This is a genomic window from Roseibium suaedae (genome assembly GCF_900142725.1).
In the GTDB taxonomy this organism is placed as follows: Bacteria; Pseudomonadota; Alphaproteobacteria; order Rhizobiales; family Stappiaceae; genus Roseibium; species Roseibium suaedae.
Window position 1 is genome coordinate 340,579 of record NZ_FRBW01000001.1, and the last position, 20,191, is coordinate 360,769.

Annotated in this window: 19 protein-coding genes; 5 read left to right on the forward strand and 14 right to left on the reverse strand. The window is 60.8% G+C overall.

What is annotated here, in order from left to right; all coding sequences use genetic code 11:
* Nucleotides 1-6: 6 nt before the first annotated feature.
* The 4 genes from BUA94_RS01540 to BUA94_RS01555 all read right to left on the reverse strand — a co-directional run bounded on the left by BUA94_RS01540 (nucleotide 7) and on the right by BUA94_RS01555 (nucleotide 6,322).
* Nucleotides 7-2,292 carry an exopolysaccharide transport family protein gene (locus BUA94_RS01540; protein ID WP_073007911.1) on the reverse strand — a complete coding sequence of 762 codons (2,286 nt, stop codon included), beginning with the start codon at nucleotides 2,290-2,292 and terminating at the stop codon, nucleotides 7-9.
* An 82-nt stretch (nucleotides 2,293-2,374) separates the two neighbouring features.
* The gene (locus BUA94_RS01545) at nucleotides 2,375-3,610 is read right to left on the reverse strand and encodes an O-antigen ligase family protein (RefSeq protein ID WP_073007914.1); all 1,236 of its coding nucleotides are present in this window, start codon (nucleotides 3,608-3,610) and stop codon (nucleotides 2,375-2,377) included.
* Nucleotides 3,611-3,770: 160 nt separating this feature from the next.
* A complete protein-coding gene (locus tag BUA94_RS01550; protein WP_073007917.1) occupies nucleotides 3,771-5,090 on the reverse strand; it encodes a glycoside hydrolase family 5 protein in 1,320 nt (439 codons plus the stop codon).
* Entirely contained in the window at nucleotides 5,087-6,322 is a 1,236-nt protein-coding gene (locus tag BUA94_RS01555) for a glycosyltransferase (RefSeq protein ID WP_073007923.1), read from the reverse strand. Before BUA94_RS01555 ends, BUA94_RS01550 begins: the two co-directional genes overlap by 4 nt.
* A 423-nt stretch (nucleotides 6,323-6,745) precedes the next feature.
* Between BUA94_RS01555 and BUA94_RS01560 the strand changes: the two genes are divergently transcribed.
* The gene (locus BUA94_RS01560; RefSeq protein ID WP_235860438.1) at nucleotides 6,746-7,216 is read left to right on the forward strand and encodes an LbetaH domain-containing protein; all 471 of its coding nucleotides are present in this window, start codon (nucleotides 6,746-6,748) and stop codon (nucleotides 7,214-7,216) included.
* A gap of 81 nt (nucleotides 7,217-7,297) precedes the next feature.
* Nucleotides 7,298-8,077 carry a WecB/TagA/CpsF family glycosyltransferase gene (locus tag BUA94_RS01565; protein ID WP_073010660.1) on the forward strand — a complete coding sequence of 260 codons (780 nt, stop codon included), beginning with the start codon at nucleotides 7,298-7,300 and terminating at the stop codon, nucleotides 8,075-8,077.
* Here BUA94_RS01565 and BUA94_RS01570 read toward each other — a convergent pair.
* Both BUA94_RS01570 and BUA94_RS01575 read right to left on the reverse strand, forming a co-directional pair.
* On the reverse strand, nucleotides 8,068-8,826 hold the full coding sequence (locus tag BUA94_RS01570; protein ID WP_073007929.1) for a cobalt-precorrin-6A reductase: 759 nt from the start codon (nucleotides 8,824-8,826) through the stop codon (nucleotides 8,068-8,070). The two genes, BUA94_RS01565 and BUA94_RS01570, sit on opposite strands and share 10 nt — an antisense overlap.
* Nucleotides 8,819-9,913, reverse strand: a complete 1,095-nt coding sequence (locus BUA94_RS01575) for a cobalt-precorrin-5B (C(1))-methyltransferase (RefSeq protein ID WP_073007932.1) — start codon at nucleotides 9,911-9,913, stop codon at nucleotides 8,819-8,821. The genes BUA94_RS01570 and BUA94_RS01575 overlap by 8 nt, the downstream gene beginning before the upstream one ends.
* A gap of 121 nt (nucleotides 9,914-10,034) precedes the next feature.
* On the opposite strand from BUA94_RS01575, the gene cobA reads away from it, so the two are divergent.
* The 3 genes from cobA (at nucleotide 10,035) to BUA94_RS01590 (ending at nucleotide 12,771) form a co-directional block, all read left to right on the forward strand.
* Nucleotides 10,035-10,898 carry a uroporphyrinogen-III C-methyltransferase gene (gene cobA, locus BUA94_RS01580; RefSeq protein ID WP_073007935.1) on the forward strand — a complete coding sequence of 288 codons (864 nt, stop codon included), beginning with the start codon at nucleotides 10,035-10,037 and terminating at the stop codon, nucleotides 10,896-10,898.
* A complete protein-coding gene (locus BUA94_RS01585) occupies nucleotides 10,895-12,229 on the forward strand; it encodes a cobyrinic acid a,c-diamide synthase CobB (protein ID WP_073007938.1) in 1,335 nt (444 codons plus the stop codon). The genes cobA and BUA94_RS01585 overlap by 4 nt, the downstream gene beginning before the upstream one ends.
* An 86-nt stretch (nucleotides 12,230-12,315) precedes the next feature.
* The gene (locus BUA94_RS01590) at nucleotides 12,316-12,771 is read left to right on the forward strand and encodes an RcnB family protein (protein ID WP_073007942.1); all 456 of its coding nucleotides are present in this window, start codon (nucleotides 12,316-12,318) and stop codon (nucleotides 12,769-12,771) included.
* Between the two features lie 238 nt (nucleotides 12,772-13,009).
* On the opposite strand, the gene cobM is transcribed toward BUA94_RS01590, so the two are convergent.
* Genes cobM through BUA94_RS01630 form a run of 8 tightly spaced genes read right to left on the reverse strand, consistent with a single transcriptional unit; the run spans nucleotide 13,010 to nucleotide 19,916 of the window.
* Nucleotides 13,010-13,789, reverse strand: a complete 780-nt coding sequence (cobM, locus tag BUA94_RS01595; RefSeq protein ID WP_073007946.1) for a precorrin-4 C(11)-methyltransferase — start codon at nucleotides 13,787-13,789, stop codon at nucleotides 13,010-13,012.
* Nucleotides 13,786-15,642, reverse strand: a complete 1,857-nt coding sequence (gene cobJ / locus BUA94_RS01600; RefSeq protein ID WP_073007949.1) for a precorrin-3B C(17)-methyltransferase — start codon at nucleotides 15,640-15,642, stop codon at nucleotides 13,786-13,788. The genes cobM and cobJ overlap by 4 nt, the downstream gene beginning before the upstream one ends.
* Nucleotides 15,612-16,337 (reverse strand): precorrin-2 C(20)-methyltransferase, encoded by a 726-nt coding sequence (gene cobI, locus BUA94_RS01605; protein WP_073007952.1) that lies wholly within the window; start codon nucleotides 16,335-16,337, stop codon nucleotides 15,612-15,614. Before cobI ends, cobJ begins: the two co-directional genes overlap by 31 nt.
* Nucleotides 16,334-17,551, reverse strand: a complete 1,218-nt coding sequence (gene cbiE, locus BUA94_RS01610; RefSeq protein ID WP_073007955.1) for a precorrin-6y C5,15-methyltransferase (decarboxylating) subunit CbiE — start codon at nucleotides 17,549-17,551, stop codon at nucleotides 16,334-16,336. Before cbiE ends, cobI begins: the two co-directional genes overlap by 4 nt.
* Nucleotides 17,548-17,814, reverse strand: coding sequence for a hypothetical protein (locus tag BUA94_RS01615; protein WP_073007957.1), 267 nt, complete (start codon nucleotides 17,812-17,814; stop codon nucleotides 17,548-17,550). The genes cbiE and BUA94_RS01615 overlap by 4 nt, the downstream gene beginning before the upstream one ends.
* Nucleotides 17,807-18,463 (reverse strand): precorrin-8X methylmutase, encoded by a 657-nt coding sequence (locus BUA94_RS01620; protein ID WP_073007961.1) that lies wholly within the window; start codon nucleotides 18,461-18,463, stop codon nucleotides 17,807-17,809. Before BUA94_RS01620 ends, BUA94_RS01615 begins: the two co-directional genes overlap by 8 nt.
* The gene (locus BUA94_RS01625; RefSeq protein WP_073007964.1) at nucleotides 18,463-19,656 is read right to left on the reverse strand and encodes a sirohydrochlorin chelatase; all 1,194 of its coding nucleotides are present in this window, start codon (nucleotides 19,654-19,656) and stop codon (nucleotides 18,463-18,465) included. Before BUA94_RS01625 ends, BUA94_RS01620 begins: the two co-directional genes overlap by 1 nt.
* Nucleotides 19,656-19,916, reverse strand: coding sequence for a DUF6732 family protein (locus BUA94_RS01630; RefSeq protein WP_208979940.1), 261 nt, complete (start codon nucleotides 19,914-19,916; stop codon nucleotides 19,656-19,658). The genes BUA94_RS01625 and BUA94_RS01630 overlap by 1 nt, the downstream gene beginning before the upstream one ends.
* Nucleotides 19,917-20,191 lie beyond the last annotated feature (275 nt).

Genomic DNA, 20,191 nt, shown 5'->3' on the forward strand with positions numbered 1-20,191 from the left:
GATGACCTAGTCTCCGGTTTGCAGGACTGCGTGAGGCCGGTCGCCTGCAAGCTTTCCAAGCGTTTCAGTTAGTTCCTGTGTGGCCAGGGCTTCACGGTTGTCCTTGGCGAGCGAGATCAGGATCAGGTCTGAAACGGCGACCAGCGGTGCGTCGCTGGTCAGGTCCCGCAGCAATGGGCCATCGATCACTGTCAGATCGTGGTCTCTTGCAATTTCAGCCAGCTCCCGGGTCGCTTGCCCGCTCAACTCGAACGGCTTGTGACGCGGCTGCCCAGCGATCAGCGACACGAAGGACAGGCCAAGTTCCTTGTCTTCCCGAACGCGGTTTGCAAGCGGCTGCAGACGCCGGGAGACGCCTGCGTCGAGACCGCGCGTGAGGTCTCTTTGCAAGGGGTCTGCATCGACCAGAAGAACCTTCAGGCCGCGGCAGGCTCCGGCAACTGCGATGGCGAAAGCAGACAAGGTCTGTCCCTGGCCTGTTACCGGTGCGGTGAGAAGAGCAACGCGCGCGTCGGATTCTTCTGCCAGCTGGTCGATCCGCTCGTGAACAGCCTCGATCGCTTCGCCAAACTCCGCATCCTTGCCGGTCGCCTGGTCCGCATAGAATAGGTCGAGCGCGTGGCGGATGGCTTCCACCTCCTCGCCCAGACGGCCAACACTGTTATGGCTGATACCGGTTTCTGTCAGGCGGGGAATGCTGCTGAGTGTGGTCAGATTTGGAATACCGGGCTTGATGCGCCGGGAGGCACGCGGAAGGCTTGGCTTGACCGGATCGCTTGCGATCTGGGCAGGGGCTTCCGCTTCTGCCGAGACTGACAGGGGGGGAGGTGCGGCTTGCTGGACGGTCAGCGCCTGTTCCTCTGGTGTTTCCTCGATCTCCGAAAACAGCCGTTGTTTCAGAAGTCTGAAGGCCGTTCCTGCGATGACCAGGCAAGCCCCTACGAGGGTGCCAAGAATGGCAGCGAGCGCAACGATCAGCGTTTTCTTTGGCCAGGACGGGCTTTCGGGTGTGACCGCCGGAGAAATGATCCGTGCGTCCGGGATGACCACCTGATCGAGTTCTGAAATCTGCTTTGCCCGCGCCAGCGCCGTCTCATAGAGCGTGCGTGTTGCCGCGGCCTCAGTTTCCAGCTCCCGCAAGCGAATCCGTGCTGCGTCATCTGCATTGGTCAGAGTCCGGGTCGTATCAAGCTGCTGCTGCAGATTGGTGACACGGTCCTGAGCGACCTTGAGCTCGATCTTGGCTGATTCCCCAATTCGAGCGACTTCGTCTCGGATCAGCTGCTGGATCTGCGCAAGCTGGGACCGTGCGCGCACCAGGTTCGGGTGCGACGGCAGAAGATCCGCGGACAAGTTGGCGGCGGTGCGGGCTGCGTCTGAATATTGTTCGCGAAGCCGCGAGATTGTCGTCGAGTTGATGGCGTCGCTGATGGACTCGGCGTCGACGCCCTGACGCAGGAGCCTTTGAATTTCTGCATTCTTGGCCTGGGCGGCTGCAAGGGCAGCTCGAGCTTCGATGAGGCTCGTGTTGACGCCTGAAAGATCCTGCTGAGTGACAAGCCCGCCTTCACCAACGACCTGGAGATTGTTCTGCGCCCGGAACTCTTGGACCTTGTCTTCGGCAAGTCTCAGGCGCTCGCGCAATCCGATAAGCCGGTCATCAATCTGGGAGCTCACCTGGCTTGAGGCATTCTCGAGTTGCCGGCGCTGGTCGCTCAGATAACTTTCCGCAATGGCCCGGGATAGCCTTGCGGCTTTGGCGGGGTCCTTGGAATCGACCGAGATGGTGATGATGAAGGTCTGGCCATCGCGTTTGACGGTAGTTGCCTCCGCGAGGGCCTTCAACGTCTTGTCCTCGGCCAGTTGAACACCGCTGTCCGTGTCTTTTGCTGCACCAGGCTTGATAGCGTTCAGGATCAATCCGACCAGTCCGGAAGTGCCGCCCGTTCCGAACTCCGGGTCATTGACGAGATCCTCGGATCGGATCACGGGACGCAGGATGGTTGCAGACCGAATGACAGCGACCTGGCTATCGATTGCCAGGCTATCGACCAGCGGATTTCGAGACTGCTGCTGTGTGTCAAATGGCTGCTGGACCGTGGGGTCGATCAAGACGGCAGTGGTCGCAGTGAAGACCGGTGTCAGCATCAGGGAAATACCGACGCTGGCGATCACAAACAGCAGCGCTACCAGCAGCACGAACTTCAGCCGCGCCCGCAGAATGCTGAAAAGCTCAAGGGCATCTAGCAGGTTCTGGTTCCCCTTCCGGGGCGTAGCTGAAGAAGTCTCCACGAGCGCAGGCCTTGAAATGTGTAGGTGTGTCAAAGACCTAGTGTTAGCCATTTTATGGTTAGGGAACTGCTAACGCTATGGCTTAAAATCGGTCACTTTTGGCATTCCTGCCCTGGGCCTCCTTCTCGGAGGGCAAGAGTGGAAGCAAGGCCGCGAAAATGAAAAGCATCCAGATTTGCGAAAAGCTCCGGAACCAGCTGCTCTCGAGCAGATTGTGGCAGACGACGAACAGGATCAGCATCAGGCAAAAGCGTGTGGTCTGACGGTCTGTCTGCACCAGTTGGGTCGCTGAGCGAAAGGCGAAAAGGATAAGGCAGATTAGGATGGTGAAGCCTATGACACCGGTCTCGACCAGTACGTCCAGATACCCGTTGTGAGCCTGCAAAAGCAGGGACACAAAACTAGGCGCTTCGCGGAAGACGATGGAGTCAACGCCAGCTCCCCAGAAGGACGAATAGCCTTGCCCGCCAAGCCAGGACCGGGAAATGACGTCCAGCACAAAGTTCCAGATTACGGTTCTGCCAGTGAACGTCGTGTCGTGGAACAGGATCATCGACAGGTCGTCTAATCCGAAGCCGGTGAGGGCGGACAGGAAGGCTGCGGAGACGATCCCGGTCGATGCGAGTAGCAGGAAGAGCACGAAGGCGTTGATGCGCAAATGATAGGCCAGGCCGACGAAAACATAGACCATGATTGGAATCAGGACGGCCAGACCAAGCGAGGTTTTTGACTGGCTGATCACGAGAAGCCCGAACGCGACAACTGTGGTCCCCAGGAGAATGAAACGCGTCATCCCGGTCTTGACCGACATTCCATAGATCGTGACCAGGATGGCAAAGGCCATCACGGCGCCAAGTCCATTCTTTTGCGGATAGATGCCAGCGTATCCGATCGGTGTTGGCGGAATGAGCACGACCGCAAGACTGTTGATCGCGACTGTCAGCACCACAAGCGCCAGCATGCGGTTCAAGGTCGCCTCCCGGCTGTCCCCCAGTCCTATGGACAGGATGAAGCACAACAGCAAGATGAGCTGCAAGATCAGCCGGCGGAACGCAATCCCGGGAACCGGCGACCAGAAAACCGTGAGCCCCGAAAAGGCGAGATAAGCGAAGATCGCGAGAACGACGGGATGCAGAAGAACGGCAGGCAGACGGTTCAAGCGCTTCAGGGAGGCAAGAAATGCGAGGCCAAAAAGGGCCAGCCAGAACAACTGGTTGAGGACGTTTGACTTTGAAGCTGCAATGTTGATGTCGCCATCCTCCGGCCCTCCGGAAGTCCGCATCATCATGGGTGCAATCAGGATCGCGTAGCCAAACATCAAGGTGGGAAGCCAACTGAGAATTAGCCCTGCCAAGTCCTGTTTGCGGGATGCGCTGGTTTCAATCCCCGCAGATTGTCCCATTGTCAGTCGCTGGTCAGTCACACGCCGGGTTCCTGAATGCGTAAACGCTCAGCCGAAACTGCAGGCAAGAGCTTCTTCATCTTGATAGATTTTGGCCGTTCAGACCAAGAGCTTCGACGACAGGCTTGTCCAAATCGCTGTTGCCATCTCCGGTGAACAGACCAAAGTTGACATGATCATCCCAGATTGCCCAGCCAAATCCGTTTTTTTCTGCCGTTGAGCGGAGATCCCTGTACCAGGACGTCCGGCTTCCATCATCCGGGATATAGGCAGGCAGCCGTGTCGCTCCGAACTCGCCAATGATGATGCGGGAAGGCGCAATGCCGTGTTCTGCGGCCCAATCGGAGATAATTTTGAACCTTGCGTCCATATAGGCTTTGTCAGGCTTCTCGCGATTGTAGAAGTTCCTAATATGTCTGGATGCTTCGTTGAGGGCGCTCTCGGACTGAGGGTGCCCAGCCTTCGCAAGCTCGGCCAGATGCTTCTCGGTCAGCTGTTCCGAACGCTCGATCGAGCCATTGGACCATGGATAGCTCATTCCGGCCATATAGCGTGCGGGCGGAGAGGCCCACAGAAGAGACTGATGGGAAAAGAAGTGAGGCTCGTAATTGTGAATGTCGAACAGGGTCCGGCTGTCGTAGATCCCAGGATCGAGGGTCGACAGCCCGTCGATAGAGGACCAGCAGCCTCCGGTAATGACAACCGGAAGATCCGGGGCGACCTCTCTGACCGCCCGGTACAGACTTTCCTGTGAAACGGTCCAGTCCTCTCCGTCCGTCCTGAAACACATCGGTTGCGGCTCGTTCATCAGTTCGAGCGCAATCTTGTCTGCAGGGAGATCCTTTATCCGGCGTGCAACGTCGCGCAGCAGGGTTCGGTAGGCTTCAAAGGCGGGGCCTTGCGGGTCTTTCAGAATATCGACAGGCTTCCAGTTGGAGGCATAGTTTGCCGGATGCATGTCGACCATGACGGTGAACTTGCTATCCAGCAATCTGAGCACCCAGGCTCTCAGATCATCCAGCAGCAATCTTCGATCTGTATCCGACGCCGCCAGGAACGGACCCGCATCGACCGGCAGGCGGATAAAGTCCAGTCCCAGGTCGCTTAGTTGTTGCAACTCTGCGTCGGAAAAGCGGGACATGCTGCCCTGGAAGGGAGGCCAGAGGTACTGACCGGGATTTGCCGGATCACGATATGAAAATCCCATGATCCGCGCGAGATTTGTTCCACGCTTGAATTCAGGAACTGTCAGCGGTACCTGGGACTGGACAGTTTGAGCTGTTGCGGGATTTGCTCCCTCGAGCAATCCGGAAAACCTCAGACCGGCAACGAGCGCTGCTCCAGACACCACGACAAGTGCCAGAAGTGCGATTTTGCGGCCGAGTTTCCAGTTCATTTGGCTGTTTCCCTCGAGTTGGTCTGACAGCAGAAGCGTTCGATATCTGCCCGGTAGCCTTCGGCGATCGCATCAGGGTTGAAGCGATCATGCAGAAGCTGGCCAGATGCCGCAATTGATTGCCGGTATGCTTCATTCTTCCGGTAAAGCGTTTCAAGTGCCGATGCGATGTCCTGAACGTTTCCGGCCTCGATCCCAACGCCTGCGTCCATGCCATCCAGATAGCCGTCTATCCCGGTATTCTGACTGTAGAGAATTGGAATCCCGGCAAACAGTGCCTCCAGATAAACCATGCCAAAGGTTTCCTGATGGCTCGGCAACGCCAGAGCCAGGTAGTTTGGCAAGTGGGAAAACAGGGTCTTGCCATCCATGCCGCCAAGCAGTTTGACGCTGGCCGCAAGATCCAGTTCGTCGATTTCCTTGATCACCGCGGCAACGGTTTCATCGTCACCGGGACCGATGATGTCGAGGCAGATACCGGGGTTGGTTTCAAGGAAGAGCGCAAAACCCTTCAGCAGATCGTTTAGCCCTTTCCGCTTGCGCAGATTGAGATGCAGAACAGTGGCAAAGCGTCCATTGGCCGGAAGGGAAGGAAGGGCAGCCGATGTATTGCCTACGATGTTCGGCAGCAGGCGTTCTTTTTCCGGCTGCTCCGGAATATGTTCATGAAACGCGGGGCGGAACCAGGCAGAGACATGATAGAGCATGTCGGCATGGGCGGCGATGCGTCTCATCAGCGGGCGGTAGTCGGGTTTGAAGAGCAGCACATTGCGCTCAGACTCACCCCGTACAGACACGAACAGACGAACGTCATCCCCATAGTGTTCGGCGAGCCAAAGGCCTGCGATCCCCTCGAAGGCGAATTTGTGGGCGTGGATCAGATCCGGCTTCCAGCTTTCCGCACTGAGCGTTGATGCAATCTTGCGTGCAACTCTCCGCATGGTACGAGCAAGGCCCAGTCCCATGGGCAGGCCGAAATAGCGGTAGGAATAGACCCGGACCCCATGCCGTTCGCCGCAATCAATGAAGTGGGTCTTCCAGGGCTTACTGGTCCGGTTGAGCGACATGACGATGTGTTCGCCAATTTGGGCGTTACCTTCAGCACCGGCTGCCCGCCGGACCAGGCGTTCAATCGCGGTGGTCGTCCGGTTCCTGTGCGGGTTGGGATAATCCGCGCTGATATGAAGAATGCGGGGGCCGGTCTGATAGTCGGCCGGTTCTCGCATGCTCATTGTCTGGCTTCTCCCTATGGTCGCTGACTGTGCATTCTCGGTTGCTCGCAACGAGCTAGGCCGGAAACTAAATTTCGTCCGCAGAAGGGAGGAACAGTCTCTGAAAGGCTGCACAAACTTGAAAATTGTAACTCTAGCCGTGTTTGTTCACTCAAGATCCACCATTGGCTCTCAAAAAAGGATGAAGGTCTGAAATTTTCCGGACCCTGAAATGATTGATTTGGGAGACGGAAAGCGCTGGCGGTGGCAATCTGGCGTGATCCGGAAGTGAGCATATTGGCAATGGAAGCAGAAACTTTAAGCGTTGGTGCGAGCGAGCCGAGATTTGGGTGGCGGCACAGGGTTACACGTCTCGCCTGGGGCGTGACCTGGGCTTTGCTCGGATCCTGGACACAGCCGTTCCACGGTTGGCGCAGGTTTCTGTTGCGTCTTTTCGGAGCCAAGGTGGGGCAGGGCGTCTACGTTGCTCCCTCTGCCCGGATCTGGTACCCGGGAAATCTGGTTCTGGAGGATTTCGCAGCCATCGCGGATCATGCAGACATTTACTGCATGGCGCAGATTACGATCGGAAAATACGCCGTCATTTCCAAGCGAGCCCATATTTGCACCGGCACGCATGACATCGACGGCGAGTTCTTTCAGTTGATGACGTCTCCGATCGTCATTGGAGACTATGCCTGGATCACCGCCGATGCCTTCGTGGGGCCGGGGGTCATCGTTGGCGAGGGGGCTGTGCTGGGAACGCATGGGGTGACGGTGAAGAACCTGAAACCCTGGACGGTCTATGCAGGAAATCCTGCCCGTGAGATCAAGCCCAGGCAACCGTTCTACAGGTCGGATGTGCCGATGCGCGGGTGGCGGGAGCCTGCAGAGCGCTCAGCTGCGGCGCGGTAACGGTCTGGAGTTTTCTTTATTCAAATCGGGGTCCGGCCAAGTCTTCTGGAGTTCTTTTGACCCTCAATGGGCAGCTATGGGATGACAGTGAACAGCGTGGCGGAAGGTCATTTGAAACAGGACAGCTTTCGATTTGGCTCACTGGATATCTTGCGTCTGGATCAGGATCAGGCCGTTGAGCTGGTGCGCTCTGCCGTAGTGGCTGGGCAGCGCACGGACATTGCCATCTGCAACGCTCATACGCTTCTGACGGCGCTGGAAAAGCCGGACTATGCGGCGACGCTCAAGGCCATGACCTTGCTCAACGATGGCATCGGGATCGAGATTGCCGCGAGAAAGCTGAGCGGCAGCGGGTTTCCGGCAAACCTAAACGGAACGGATTTCGTGCCGCAGCTCTTGAGCCGGATCGGTGTGCCGCTTCGCATCTATCTTCTGGGGGCAAGGCAAGAGCAGGTTGAAAGGGCTGCGGAGCATATCCGCAAGGCTTATCCCTCCCACACGATCGTGGGGTTGCGGAATGGGTATTTCCAGGCGGACGAAACGGACGAGATTTGTGCAGCCGTCGCAGCGACGAAGCCGGATCTGCTTCTGGTTGCCATGGGCAATCCCCGGCAGGAGCAATTCATTGTCGGCAACCGGGACAAGCTCGGCACGACGGTGACAATGGGCGTTGGTGCGCTCTTCGACTTTCTGTCCGGATCGGTCGTGCGGGCACCGGGTTGGGTGCGGGCCATCGGGTGCGAGTGGGTGTTCCGCCTACTGCAGGAGCCGCGCCGTCTGTTCCGCCGCTATGTGATCGGAATTCCGAGGTTTCTCTGGGCCATCCGGCGTCTCAAGCGGTCTCAGCCCGCTCAGGATTGACGCTCAGGCAGCCGGGAAATTGCCTCGACAAGATCCTTTGTAGACGCATACGTGGGCGCTGATGCGAGCGCAGGCCTTTGAACCATGATCACCGGCAGTCCGATCGCGGCGGCTGCTGCGATCTTGGCATGGGACTGCTCGCCGCCACTGTTTTTCGAGACCACATGACTGATGCCATGTTTGCGCAGCAGGGCCGCTTCGGTGTCCATGTCGGCGCTGGGCCGCTCCAGGATCAGATGCCAGCTTTCCGGCAGCGCAGTGGCGGGCGGCTCTATCATCCGGACGACGGCAGCCAGATTGCTTCGATGTGTAAAGCTGCCGATTTCCTTGCGGCCGACGGCAATCAGGGGGCGTGAGCCCTCCGGCAGAAGCTGGGCAGCTTCTTCAAGGGAAGTTGCCGGGATCCAGCGGTCTTCCGGGTTTTGCACCCAGGCGGGACGTTCCAGCCTCAGCACCGGGATCCTAGCCACGCTGGCTGCATTGACTGCATGGGAGCTTATGATCTGCGCGAAGGGGTGCGTTGCGTCCACGAGGCAGGTGAACTGCTCTGTTTTGAGGAATGCGGCCAGACCTTCTGCGCCGCCAAAACCGCCAACACGGACGGGCGCATCGATCTTTGGCAGATCCTGTACGGCTCCGGCAAAGGAAGCCAGCAGATCCACATCCGGCTGACTTCCAGAAAGGACCCGGATCAAGCTGCGGGCTTCCGGAGTTCCGGCCAGGACCAGGATCTTCGGGCGCTCAGCCATCCCAGCCGCTTTCCCCGGTTACGTTCCCGGCGCGGTCGACGATCATGACCTCCAGGGCAATGGGTGCGTCGCGCAGGAGCACCCGGACAGCTTCCCGGGTCTTGAATGCCAGTGGGGTGCTGAGGTCGATTTTCTCTTCAAGGGAAAGGTCCAGCACCTCCTTGGCCGTGTTCGCGGTCAGGCAACGCTCGACAAGCTGGCTGGATGCCCCGGCTTGTTCGAGCAGCTGTGAAAGGAACTGGAAGTCGACCTGGCTTCGGGCGGAGTGCAGATCCAGCGCGCCCTGGGCCAGCTTGGTGAACTTGGCAAAGCCGCCCGCCAGCGTCAGCCGGGGCAGGGGATGGGCCCGAAGATACTTCAAAAGTCCGCCGGCAAAGTCGCCCATATCCAGATAGGCAGCCTCTTCCAGATCATAGCGGGCACGAATTGCGTCTTCTGAAGTGGAGCCGGTGGCACCGGCAACATGGGTGAGACCCGCAGCCCGCGCCACATCGATGCCCCTGTGAATGGACGCAATCCAGGCCGCGCAGGAAAAGGGGCGGACGATGCCGGTGGTGCCCAGGATGGAAAGGCCGCCTACAATGCCCAGACGCCCGTTGAGTGTCTTGAGCGCCAGAGCCTCGCCGTCCTCGATGGAAATGGTGATTTCGACATCGCCCTCGGCACCGGTTTCATTGCAGACTTCGGCGATGGCGGTCTGCATCATCTGCCGGGGCACGGGATTGATGGCTGGCTCGCCTGGCGGAATTGGCAGGCCTGCCCGTGTAACCGTGCCGACGCCGGGACCTGCCCGGAACTGAACGCCTTGCCCCTTGGCTAGCCGCCTGACGCTGGCACTGACGAGAGCGCCGTGGGTCACGTCCGGATCATCGCCGGCATCCTTGATGATGGCGGCGCTGGCGCTGTCTGCGGACAATTCGTGCCGGGCCAGGGCAAAGGCCGTCTCGCCGCCTTTCGGCAGGGTGATGGTTACGGGATCCGGGAAATCACCGGTCAGCAACGCCTGGAAAGCAGCTTTTGCCGCGCCGGTGGCACAGGCCCCGGTCGTCCAGCCGCGTCTCAGCTCTCGTGGTGCTTCCCCAGTCATGCTTGGCTTATACCGCGAAATTCCGCAGTACCGCGAACCATTTGCGCCTTCGCACAGGGAAGATGCGCTTCCCCGCTTTCTGATGCTTGGCCTGAGGCGCAGGGGGGACTAGAAAGAAGGAATGAATATTGATCCCTTGACCCAAGATCTTTCCTCCCGGCTGCCCGCGTTCGAGCCGGGCTGGGTGTGGCTGGCTGGCGCGGGCCCCGGTGATCCGGGCCTGTTGACGCTGCACGCATTGAACGGCCTGCGTCAGGCAGACGTGGTGGTCTATGACGCTCTTGTCGATCAGACGATCCTGGAATGGGTGAAGCCGGGCGCTGTGATTGACTACGCGGGCAAGCGCGGCGGCAAGCCAAGCCCCAAGCAGCGCGACATCACTTTGAAGCTGATCGACTATGCCCGCGCGGGAAAGCGCGTGCTGCGTCTCAAGGGCGGTGATCCTTTCGTTTTCGGCCGGGGTGGGGAAGAAGCGCTGGGCCTAGTCGGGGCCGGTATCCCGTTCCGGGTCATTCCGGGCATTACCGCCGGGATCGGTGGGCTGGCCTATGCGGGCATTCCCGCCACGCACCGGGACACCAATCAGGCCGTGACCTTCCTGACAGGCCATGACCAGACTGGGCTGACGCCGGATGCGGTCAATTGGGAAGGTGTTGCCAAGGGATCTCCTGTCATCGTCATGTATATGGCTATGAAGCATCTCTCCGTGATTGCCGGCAAACTCATAGCCGGTGGACGGTCTGTGGATGAGCCTGTGGGCATTGTGTGCAATGCGTCCCTGGCCGGACAACGCGTTCTGGAGACGACGCTCGGGCGCTGCGCCGAAGACGCGGAAGCCGCAGGTCTTGAGCCGCCAGCCATCGTCTGTGTGGGAGAGGTCGTGCGGCTTCGTTCCGGTCTCGACTGGCTCGGGGCGATGGAGGGCCGCATCCTGGATGCGGATCCGCTTCAGCTTGGGCGCAGCAAGGTGCAGGATCTCGGATGAACCCGGCAGGCCCGCGGGGCTTGATGATTGCCGCGCCGTCTTCGGGCTCCGGCAAGACCACCGTGACACTCGCGCTCCTCAGGGCCCTGCGCAATCGGGGCGTTCCTGCCGTATCGGCCAAATCCGGGCCGGACTATATCGATCCGAAGTTTCATGAAGCGGCCAGTGGGCTCGCCTGCATCAATCTGGATGCCTGGGCGATGGAATCCGCACAGATCCAGTCCCTGGCAGCCTCGCAGATGCAAGGTGCGAATCTTCTAGTCGTGGAAGCGGCCATGGGCCTCTTTGACGGCGCCGCCAACGGGCGGGGCTCTGCGGCAGACCTTGCCGCATGTCTCGGTCTTCCCGTGGTGCTCGTCGTTGACTGTGCGAAACAAGCTCAATCCGTTGCCGCGCTCGTGTCCGGCTTTGCGTCTTTCCGGCAAGATGTGCCGGTCGCGGGTATTCTGCTCAACAAGGTCGGCAGTCCGCGGCATGAGGCCATGCTGCGCAGAGCGCTGGCACCGCTCGGTATTCCTGTTGTCGGCGCCTTGCCGCGTTTGCAGGGCCTGATGTTGCCCGAGCGGCATCTCGGACTTGTGCAGGCGGAAGAGCATCCGGAACTGTCCCGGTTTCTGGATCAGGCAGCGGAGCATCTTGAGGCTTATGCCGATCTGAGTGCCCTTTCCGGACTTGCCTTGCCGCTCATTCAAACCTCTGACGCCGGAGGCGATCTGCTCCCGCCTCTCGGGCAGCGGATCGCAGTCGCTTCTGACGTCGCTTTTGCCTTTGCTTACCCGCATCTTCTGTCGGGGTGGCGCGAGGCTGGGGCGGACTTAAGCTTTTTCTCGCCCTTGGCTGATGAGGGCGCAGCTGCGGATGCGGACGCGATTTATCTTCCGGGGGGATATCCCGAACTCCATGCCGGACGGCTAGCGGCCAATGAGGGGTTCCGGGGCAGCCTGCACTCAGCCGCAGCCCGCGGCGCGCTGATCTATGGCGAATGCGGGGGCTACATGGTTCTCGGAGATGGTCTGATCGATGCGCAGGAAATGCGTCATCAGATGCTGGGACTTCTGCCTTTGGAAACAAGTTTTGCTACCCGCAAGCGTCATCTGGGCTACCGGGAACTGAGCCTTTTGCACGACGTGCCGGTTCCGGGATGGAGCAAGGGAATGGGGCTGGCCGCCCATGAATTCCACTACGCTTCCATCGTTCACGAGGGAGCCGCTGACCGGCTGTTTTCTGCAAGGGATGCGGAAGGCGAAACGCTGCCGGAAATGGGGCTCCGAACCGGTAAAACCCTTGGTTCCTTTGCGCATTTGATCTGCGCGCGGGGCTGCGGAACCTGACAAGTCTTCGCGTGACTGCCTTACTTTCTGCCTGATTTTCCTGCTCTGAACGTTACAGGGAGGGGCATGAAGAAGAGAGTAGGTTTATGAAAACGACAATTTTCCCGCGTCTTGCAGCAGCCGTCCTGATGGTTGGTATCTCGGTCGGCCTCGCAGGAGCGCCGACGGCTGCTCTCGCCAAGGACAAGCATTCCCAGGAAGAAATTCTGAAGAAAAAGAAGGCTCAGTCTGGGCAGCATTCAGGGCAGAAGACGCAGGCCGGACAGAAATCCCAGGCCTCCAAGCACAAGCCTGATTCAAAGCCACAGAGCAATTCAAAGCAACAGCACAAAACGCCGGCCAAGAATGCCCATGCCAATCCGGACTGGAAGCACAAGGGCGGAAAGATGCCAAAAAACTTCCGCGGAGAGCCGGTCGACTACCGCAAGCACAATCTCAAGCAGCCGCCAAAAGGCTATCAGTGGGTCCGCCACAACAACGACTACGTCCTGATCGCCATCAGCACGGGAATCGTCTCGGCGATCATCAACGCAACCCGTTGATTTTCGACGCCGATCAGACCAATCGATGAAGCGAAAAGGCCAGACCGCGAAACCGGTCTGGCCTCAGACTGCTGGCAAAGCTGCCACCTCTCCACCGTCATCCTCGGCCTTGAGCCGAGGACCTAAACAGGTCAATGACTTGCAGATGGTCGGGTCAAGTCCGACCATGACGAACGGGATAGAGTCCCCCTTTGTCATCAACCTCAGGCCAGACCGGGTTCCCGGTCTGGCCTTTTTATTATTCGCCAGCCTTGGCCTTCTTTTTCGGACGCAGCACATGCACATGGTCGGCGTCATAGAGCGCGCTATCGCGGAAATCCGCATCCGGTTTCAAGGCGCGGCCGACGAAAATCAATGCAGTGCGGGTGAGCTTGGCCTTGCGGACCTTCTCTGCGATGTCCGACAGCGTGCCATGGATGAAGGCCTCGTCCGGCCAGCCGACGCGGAAGGCAACGATGACCGGGCAGTCGGCACCATAAAGCGGGGTAAGCTGGCGTTCGATCTCGCGCAGGTTCCGGACCGACAGGTGGATCGCAAGCGTCGCGCCGCTTTTGCCGAGGGTCACCAGATCCTCGTTGTTCGGCATGGCCGAGCTTTGCATGGACGTGCGGGTGACGATGATCGTTTGCGCCACTTCCGGAATGGTCAGCTCGGTCTTCAAAGCGGCTGCCGCCGCTGCAAAGGCAGGCACGCCGGGGGTCACGTCATAGTCGATACCCAGCGCATCGAGACGGCGCATCTGTTCGGCAGTCGCGCCATAGATCGAAGGATCGCCGGAATGAACGCGGGCGACATTCTGTCCCGCCTCATGAGCGGCCACGATTTCAGCGATGATCTCGTCCAGCGTCAGCGGTGCGGTATCGATGACGCGCGCGCCTTCAGGTGCCGCAGCCACGATCTGCTCGGGCACCAGAGATCCGGCATAAAGACAGACCGGGCAGGACTGGATCAGCCGCAGGCCGCGTACCGTGATGAGATCCGGATCGCCGGGACCAGCACCAATGAAATGGACGGTCATGCAGTTTCTCCTTCAGGGGTGGTCTGTTCTACCGGTTCTGGCGCATCGATCCGCTTGGCATAGCCGCGCGGGGTGTAGACGAAGGGCTTGCCGTCGCCGCGCAGAACCGCCCGGCTGTTGGAGGAGCCGACGAGGACGGTGGTCAGCATGTCGACTTCATCCACTGTGAGGGCTTCGAGGGTCGTGACCCGCACGGTCTCTTCCGGGCGGCCCAGATTGACGCCAAGCACAACAGGCGTGTCTGCGGGCCGGTGCTTCAGCAGGATCTCGCGAGCCGTTGCGAGCTGGGTGCGGCGGCGCTTGGAGACCGGATTGTAGAAGGCGATGACGAAATCGCCCTCGGCAGCGGCATGCAGGCGCTTTTCGATAGACTCCCACGGCGTCAGCAGGTCGGAAAGCGAGATGGCGCAGAAGTCATGGCCGAGCGGAGCGCCGATGCGGGCGGAGGCGGCCTGAAGCGCGGAAATCCCCGGCGCGTTGAGAATGCTCACCCGCCGGGCCGCATCCGACACGCCGCCGTTTTCCGGGCTGCGGTCGAGCAGTTCATAGACGAGGGCGCCCATGGCATAGATGCCCGCGTCGCCCGAGCAGACCAGCGCGACATTGCGGCCTTCACCGGCCCGCTCCAGTGCAAAGCGCACCCGTTCCTGCTCTTCACCGAGCGGGAAATTGTGGTGGGTCTTGCCGTTGATATGCGGGGCGACGATGTCGAGATAGAGCGAGTAACCGACAACATCTTCAGCCTCGGAGAGAAGCCGGGTTGCCTGGGGCGTGCGCCATTCGTCCGCACCCGGACCTATGCCGATGACGGAAAGATGTCCCCGTGCCCGGCCCATCAGGCTGGCGTCCAGAGGCTGGGGCGCCTGTGCAATGGCGGCAGTCGCATTGGCGGTCTTGCGCTTGTCCTGAAGCAGGATGGCTTCACTGCCAGCCGCCGCGAGGGCTGCCCCTTCGCAGACACCGTGACAGCCGACTTCCGCAAAGACGACATCCGACGGGTTCTTGAGGCGTGGGGTCTCTTCTTCAAGACGGCTTGCCGGGAAGACGCGGAACGGCACGCCGAGATGCCGGGCGAGCGCTTCCATGGCAGGCTCATCAGCCTTGAGATCCACGCTGGCAACAGCCGCAACCGCACCCTTGGCAATGCTCGCCTCTGTCAGGCATGCGTCCACCAGATCGATCAGCTCCTTCGGCGTGCAGCCTCTTGCGCAGCCGACACCCACCACATGGCGGCGCGGGTGGAACACGAGGCGCGTGGGCGAGCCCTGAACCGGCGCGTCTGTCACCGTGAGGGTGATTGGAGCGGTTTCAGAGATGGGAAGCTTTGCCTCGCTCAGCCATGGCGCATCCCCTTCGATGGTGACGGCAGCGCCGGACAGAAGCTCGGCCATCACCGGCTTGGCGTCCTGCGGATTGGCAAGGCTCCAGCCTTCGGGCGGGGCGTCGAGCGCAATGCCAAGCGCAGTGTCACCTGCGGTGGTCACAGCCGCATGGCCGCGCAGGGACTGACCCAGGCGGCGGGCCAGATCATTTGCGCCTCGGTGGCCGCCCAAGAGCGGCACGATGCTGGCGCCATCTTCCGAGACGGCCAGAACCGGCGGCTCGTTGCGCTTGTCGGTCAGGAGCGGGGCCAGGGCGCGGATCAGGATGCCGCTGGCGCACACGCCAATGATCGGGTGTCCGGCGCTGAACAGCAGCCGGATATGCGCGATGGTTTCATCGAACAGCGTATCGGCTTCCCGGATGCGTCCGGCAAGGCCATGGATGGAAGCCTGCGGCAGGCTTGCCTCAATGCGGCGGGCCGTGTGAAGGCCTGCGGAATTCAGGACGAGAACGATGGGGGAAGCGTCCACGCTTCATCTCCCTTGTAGATTAGGATCATGGAAAAATAGGGTGCGGGTCCGTCCGGCACATCGGCCAGACGGCTGACTTTCTGGTCCGGCAGGCTGGCCCGTTCGACGTAGCCCGCCTTGTCCAGCAGCCCCATGTCCGCGAGAAGGGCCTTGAGGCGCGGTAAATGCCGCCCGACCTTCATGATCGCCAGAGACTGGGCCGTTTCGATGCGCGAGCGGATGTCCTCGTCGGGCAGCGGCCCGGGAATGACGGTCAGAATATCCGTCCGGCTGGTGAGCGGGCGCAGCAACTGGGCAGCGCAGGCGGTCAGTGAGGTGACGCCCGGCACGATCTCGCAAGGAAACCGGCCCGACAGCCGCTCGAACAAATACATAAACGAGCCATAGAAGAACGGGTCGCCTTCGCACAGGGTGATGACGTCCTCACCGCTTTCCAGAACAGCCGCGATCTCTTCCGCTGCCTTGTCATAGATCTCCTGCGCCGGAAACCGCTCCACGCGCATGGGCACGATGATCGGGATCTCGCGGACAGCCTCGGGCAGATAGCTTGCTGCGATGGACCGGGCAAAGCTCGGGCCGGTGTCGGGTGCCGGATAGGCAATCACACGGGCAGAGGAAATCAGCCGGTGCGCCTTCAGCGTCAGCAGCTCGGGATCTCCGGGGCCAAGGCCGATACCGTAAAGGGTGCCGCTCATGGAATGTGTATTTCCTTCTTGGTCAGAACCCATTGGGTGACCGGCATCATGGGCCGCCAGCCGGTCAGGCCGCCGACCGGATCTGCCCGCTGGACGGAGATGCGGGAGAGGTCGCCGCCATAGGTTTGCCAGGCCTTCAGGAGCACCGCTTCGCCTTCCAGCGTCACCGCATTTGCGACCAGACGGCCGCCAGGGCGCAGGGCGTTGAAACAAGTCTCGACAGTCCCTTCCGAGGTCAGGCCGCCGCCGATGAAGATAGCGTTTGGCTCCGGGAGGTCATCCAGTCCTTGCGGCGCGGCGCTGTCTCGAAGCTCCAGTCCGGGTGTGCCGAGGGCGAGCGCGTTGTCTGCGGCAACAGCCCGGCGGTCTGCGTGAGGTTCCAGCCCGATGGCTTTCGCGCCGGTGGCTGCCCGCATCCATTCGATGCCGATGGAGCCGCTGCCCGCGCCCACGTCCCACAGCAATTCGCCGGGGCGGGGGGAAAGGGCGGCAAGGGTGACCGCGCGGACTTCGCGCTTGGTCATCTTGCCATCATGGCGGAAGGCCTCATCAGGCAGGCCGGGCGCACGGCTGTAGATGGCTGCGCCGGGCTTGGTGGCAAGCTCGATGGCCAGCGTGTTGAAATCGGCGGTGCGCGCTTCCTTCCAGCTCTCGGCCGTGCCTTGCAGAACCTTTTCCCTGTCGCCGCCCATATGCTCCAGCACCCAGAGACGGGAGGGACCGAAGCCTGCGCGGGTCAGAAGCGCAGCAGCCTGCGCCGGGGCCTCGCCGTTGCTGGTGAGGGCAATGATCCTGCGGCCAGGATGAAGAAAGCCATTCAGCGTCTCGACCGGTCTGCCGTGGATGGACAGGCATTCGACGTTCTGCAAGGGCCAGTGAAGACGGGCAGCGGCCAGCTGGAACGCGGAAGGCGAGGGGAGCACCCGCATGCTTTCTGCTGGCAGATGGCGGGCGAGGGAGGCACCAATGCCATACCATTGCGGGTCGCCAGTGGCGAGAATGGCGGTCGGGGTGCCTTCAAGTGCCTTGAGGGCTTCATAGACAGCGGAAAACGGGCTGGGCCAAGTGCGGGCCTCGCCTGGGAAACCGCTTGCCAGTTCGAAATGACGGACACTGCCGTAAACCACCGCAGCCGAGTTCAGCGCGTCTCGTGCTGCTGGGCCGAGCGCACCATCTTCGCCGATGCCGATGAGGGTCAGCCAGGGACGCGTCATTCGTCCCCCAGAGAGTAGGGGCGGCGCGGCTTCGGTCCGTCCAGGGTCTTCGCCTCGCCGGAATTGACATCCGGGCCATGGGCCAGCATGCCACGTGACTTCTTCGGCTTCGGCGTGCCATCGGCCTCAAGGCCGCCACCGTGAGAGAGCATGCCCCGCGATTTCAGACCCGGTTTTGCGTCTTGCAGCTTCGCTCCAGGTTTTTGCGGAACTTGCCTGCTGCCCCGGGATTTCAGTCCCGGCTGATCGGTCTTGTCAGCCACGGCTCTTCTCCTCGGGCAATCCGGCCGCGAGAGCGTTGACGGCTGCAGCTGCCAGGGCAGAGCCGCCCCTGCGGCCATGCAGCACGATATAGGGAACGCCGAAGGGGTTCTCTGCCAGCGCCTGCTTGGATTCCGCCGCGCCGACGAATCCAACCGGGAAGCCCAGAATGAGCGCGGGCTTCGGTCCACCCTTGGCTATGGCTTCCAGCAGGTGGAACAGGGCCGTCGGCGCATTGCCGATGGCGACCACAGCGCCTTCAAGGCTCGGCTTCCAGAATTCCACGGCCGCTGCCGAGCGTGTTGTTCCGAGGCTCGCCGCAAGTGAGGGCACCTCCGGCTCGTTCAAGGTGCAGATCACGTCGCTGGTAATGACATAACGGCGGATGATGCCGTGGGACACCATTTCCACGTCGGTCAGCACCGGAGCGCCGGAGGCAAGAGCTGCCCTGCCTGCCGCCGCTGCGTCCGGGCTGAAGGCCAGATCCTGGACAATATCCGTCATTCCGCAGGCATGAATCAGCCGGATTGCGACATCCTGCATGTCCTCCGGCAGGCGGCCGAGGTCCGCCTCCGCCCGCACCGTGGCGAAGGACTGCCGGTAGATCGCAGCCGGGTCATGCTCATAGGAATAAGACGGCGTGTCCGGCATCAGGGCTTCTTGCTCATCGACTTTGGGCCAAGGGGATGGTCCGCATGGGGATAGGGGTGATGATGGTGTCCGTGCTCGCCATCATGGGAGTGCCCATGACCATGGTCGTGCGAGTGTCCATGCGCGTGGCCATGATCATGAGAATGGCCGTGATCATGGTGGTGGTGATGTCCGTGCCCGTGATCATGCCCATGTTCATGGGAGTGATCATGGTGATGATGTCCATGATCGTGATCGTGGTGGTGATGGGCGGCCTCGCGCACCTTTTCCTCGCAGGCTCCGGTGCAGAACTCGTCGCAGAGCCGGCATTCCGCGTCAGCTCCCAGGCCTTCCACGTGATGGTGATGGCTTTCCTGGGCAAGGCCGACTTCCGCTTCGAAGCCCAGAACCTGCTCGCGGTATTTGCACATCTGGCAGTTCATCACATTGGCGCCCTGCAGGATTTCCTGCACCCGGTCGGCCATGGTGTCGATCACCTGCGGATGGTCGTTCAGATAGCCCGCCTTGATGAATTCAACGTCCGGATATTTTGCCGCGATCTCGTCCGTTGCTGAGTAGATCCGCTGCACCAGAACGCCAGTGAAGAGGAAATACGGGAACACGACTATGCGCTTGTAGCCGAGCTTCACCGCATGTTCGAGACCGGGCGCAACCAGCGGAAATGTCACGCCGGAATAGGATGTTTCCGCCCAGCCGAAGCCCATGCCTTCCCACAGAAGGCGGGTGATCTTCATGACGTTGGAGTTCGCATCCGGATCCGAAGCGCCGCGGCCAACGACCATCAGCAGGGTCTCGTGCAGAGGCACATCGCCGCCAGCCGCCGTCAGGGCCTCCTGGATGCGCTCGCCCGCGGCGCGCACCATGCGGGTGTCGACGGCGAGTTCCCGGCCATAGGTGATCTTCATGCCCGGGTTCTGGGCCTGATAGGTGTTCAGAACGGAAGGGATGTCGTTTTTGGCGTGACCGGCAGCAAAGAGCATGCCCGGAACCGCCAGCACGTGGGTGCAGCCCTGTTCCTTCAGTTTGTTCAGGCCGTCATGGATGACCGGATTGGCAAATTCCAGATAGCCATATTCCACCGGCCAGTCAGGAAAGCGCTTCTTCAGGGCTTCCGCCAGCTGTGCGAATTGCTTGACCGCACCCTTGTTGCGGCTGCCGTGGCCGCAAATCATCAGACCGAGTTTTTCGCTCATCACGCTGCTGCTCCTTCGGCTTCAGCTTGGGCGCCAGAAGGTGCACGGCTGGTTTCTTCCTTGGCCTTGGCGGCTTTCTTGCGGCCCTTGACCGCCAGAATGCCTGCAGCGATCACGGCGCCGGCAAGTGCTGCAGCGCCAGTCCAATGGGAGTGGCCTGCCAGTTCACCCAAATGGCCGAGATGCGCGAGAGCCGTACCGTTCATGGCAAGAAGCGCACAAGCCGATGCGGACACGAGCGTGCCTGCGGTTTTGAACATGGAAATCTCCCTCATCAATCCTGCGTCGCCGGCAGATCGCTGCCGAAAAATCCTGTTGCGCCCGGCTGAGGGAGAAAGCGGCGCAAAATATACCAAGCCACCGCGATCCCTTGCCGGGAACACGGGGTGGAATTTAGCGTCGACAGCTCCGGACTGGGTCCCCGAATTGGGTCAACCGCCACCGGAATCGCTTTCAGTCCCCTCATGAGGACGCCGTCCTGTGTGGCGCCAAGCTAGTTGAGCGGGCCGATGCGATCAAGCTCCAATCGGGATGG

What these genes read in the sequence shown, in the direction of transcription:
- BUA94_RS01545 (WP_073007914.1), bottom strand. Translation starts at nt 3,610, where the DNA reads ATGTTTGGCTACGCGATCCTGATTGCACCCATGATGATGCGGACTTCC.
- BUA94_RS01550 (WP_073007917.1), bottom strand. Translation starts at nt 5,090, where the DNA reads ATGAACTGGAAACTCGGCCGCAAAATCGCACTTCTGGCACTTGTCGTG.
- BUA94_RS01555 (WP_073007923.1), bottom strand. Translation starts at nt 6,322, where the DNA reads ATGAGCATGCGAGAACCGGCCGACTATCAGACCGGCCCCCGCATTCTT.
- BUA94_RS01565 (WP_073010660.1), top strand. Translation starts at nt 7,298, where the DNA reads ATGACAGTGAACAGCGTGGCGGAAGGTCATTTGAAACAGGACAGCTTT.
- BUA94_RS01570 (WP_073007929.1), bottom strand. Translation starts at nt 8,826, where the DNA reads ATGGCTGAGCGCCCGAAGATCCTGGTCCTGGCCGGAACTCCGGAAGCC.
- BUA94_RS01575 (WP_073007932.1), bottom strand. Translation starts at nt 9,913, where the DNA reads ATGACTGGGGAAGCACCACGAGAGCTGAGACGCGGCTGGACGACCGGG.
- cobA (WP_073007935.1), top strand. Translation starts at nt 10,035, where the DNA reads ATGAATATTGATCCCTTGACCCAAGATCTTTCCTCCCGGCTGCCCGCG.
- BUA94_RS01585 (WP_073007938.1), top strand. Translation starts at nt 10,895, where the DNA reads ATGAACCCGGCAGGCCCGCGGGGCTTGATGATTGCCGCGCCGTCTTCG.
- BUA94_RS01590 (WP_073007942.1), top strand. Translation starts at nt 12,316, where the DNA reads ATGAAAACGACAATTTTCCCGCGTCTTGCAGCAGCCGTCCTGATGGTT.
- cobM (WP_073007946.1), bottom strand. Translation starts at nt 13,789, where the DNA reads ATGACCGTCCATTTCATTGGTGCTGGTCCCGGCGATCCGGATCTCATC.
- cobI (WP_073007952.1), bottom strand. Translation starts at nt 16,337, where the DNA reads ATGAGCGGCACCCTTTACGGTATCGGCCTTGGCCCCGGAGATCCCGAG.
- cbiE (WP_073007955.1), bottom strand. Translation starts at nt 17,551, where the DNA reads ATGACGCGTCCCTGGCTGACCCTCATCGGCATCGGCGAAGATGGTGCG.
- BUA94_RS01620 (WP_073007961.1), bottom strand. Translation starts at nt 18,463, where the DNA reads ATGCCGGACACGCCGTCTTATTCCTATGAGCATGACCCGGCTGCGATC.
- BUA94_RS01625 (WP_073007964.1), bottom strand. Translation starts at nt 19,656, where the DNA reads ATGAGCGAAAAACTCGGTCTGATGATTTGCGGCCACGGCAGCCGCAAC.
- BUA94_RS01630 (WP_208979940.1), bottom strand. Translation starts at nt 19,916, where the DNA reads ATGTTCAAAACCGCAGGCACGCTCGTGTCCGCATCGGCTTGTGCGCTT.